The sequence below is a fragment of the Streptomyces pseudogriseolus genome, assembly GCA_002154585.1.
GTDB classification, from domain to species: Bacteria; Actinomycetota; Actinomycetes; order Streptomycetales; family Streptomycetaceae; genus Streptomyces; species Streptomyces pseudogriseolus.
Map to the genome: position 1 here is coordinate 1 of MUNG01000773.1, position 688 is coordinate 688.

The 688-nt window shown below is 74.4% G+C and carries 1 protein-coding gene; it reads left to right on the forward strand.

Annotated elements, in window-relative coordinates; all coding sequences use genetic code 11:
* A partial coding sequence (locus CCN29_RS34680; protein WP_442538714.1) for a SpoIIE family protein phosphatase occupies positions 1 to 688 on the forward strand: 688 nt, incomplete at both ends.

Sequence of the window (688 nt, forward strand, 5' to 3'; positions counted from 1 at the left end):
GCGGTGTACGACCCGGTGGCCCGGCGCTGCTCGCTGGCGCGCGCGGGTCATCCGCCGCCGGCGCTGGTGCGGCCGGACGGGCGGGTGGAGTTCCCGGACGCGCCCGTGGGGCCGCCGCTGGGTCTGGGCGGGCTGCCGTTCGAGTCGGCGGAGCTGGAGCTGCCGGAGGGCAGCAGGCTGGTGCTGTACACCGACGGTCTGGTCGAGGACCGCGAGCACGACATCGACGTGGGCCTGGAGCGTCTCCGGCAGGCGCTGGCCGGCGCCGGGGAATCCCCGGAGGAGACGTGCCGGTCCGTGCTGGAGTCCCGGCGTCCGGGGAAGGCGGCCGACGACATCGCGCTGATCGTGGCGCGCACCCGGGCGCTGCCCGCAGGGCGGATCGCCGAGTGGCCGGTGCCGTCGGACCCGGCGGCGGTGGGCGAGTTGCGGGCTGCGGTGGTGCGGAAGCTCGCCGAGTGGGGGCTCGAGGAGCTGTCGTTCGGCACGGAGCTGATCCTCAGCGAGCTGGTGACCAACGCGATGCGGCACGGGGCCCCGCCGATCCAGGTGCGGATGCTGTACGAACGTCATCTGATCTGCGAGGTGTACGACAGCAGCAGCACCGCCCCGCATCTGCGGTACGCGACCATGACGGACGAGGGCGGGCGCGGTCTCTTCCTGGTGGCGCAGCTCGCCGAGCGCTGGG